This is a genomic window from Kitasatospora nipponensis, assembly GCF_039528135.1.
Classification (GTDB): domain Bacteria; phylum Actinomycetota; class Actinomycetes; order Streptomycetales; family Streptomycetaceae; genus Kitasatospora; species Kitasatospora nipponensis.
Genome location: NZ_BAAALF010001159.1, coordinates 1 through 519, shown reverse-complemented (window position 1 = coordinate 519; position 519 = coordinate 1). Strand labels below are relative to the sequence as shown.

General features: G+C 68.0%; 1 protein-coding gene. It reads right to left on the bottom strand.

Going from position 1 to position 519, the window contains the following annotated elements; all coding sequences use genetic code 11:
• Positions 1-495 (bottom strand): isopeptide-forming domain-containing fimbrial protein (locus tag ABD323_RS45405; RefSeq protein WP_344447776.1); only part of this gene is annotated, 495 nt, incomplete at its 3' end.
• Positions 496-519: the final 24 nt, after the last annotated feature.

Below are 519 nucleotides of genomic sequence, written 5' to 3'. Positions count from 1 at the left end.
GCCGTCACCGGTGTAGGAGGAGTCCAGACGGGTGGTGAGCACGTAGGTGAACTTCTCACCGACCTTCAGCCGGCCCTTGGCCGGGCAGGTGACCGTCCGGCCCGCGGCATCCACGGTGCAGCCGGCCGGCTGGGAGGACACGTACGTCAACGGCTTCGGCAGCTGGTCGGTGAGGACCACCTGGTAACTGTCCGACGAGGGGCCGTTGTTGGTGACGGTGATCGTGTAGTCGACGTTCTCCCCGGGAGCGATCGCGGGGCCGTTCGACGACTTGTCGATCGCGAGGTCGGCTTCACCCCGGGCGGGCTTGCCACCGGGCAACCCGGCGGCAGCGGAGGAGTTGTTCGACAGGTCCGGGTCGGCGGTCGCGGTCGAGACCTTCGCGATGTTGCGGATGTCCGAACCGTTCCCCTCGTAGTCCTGGTCCAGTCGGACGGTGAAGGTGAAAGTCCTCGACCCGTTGGCTGGCAGTGCCGCCTGGGCCCGGCAGGTCACGTCCTGACCGGTCGCGGTGCATCC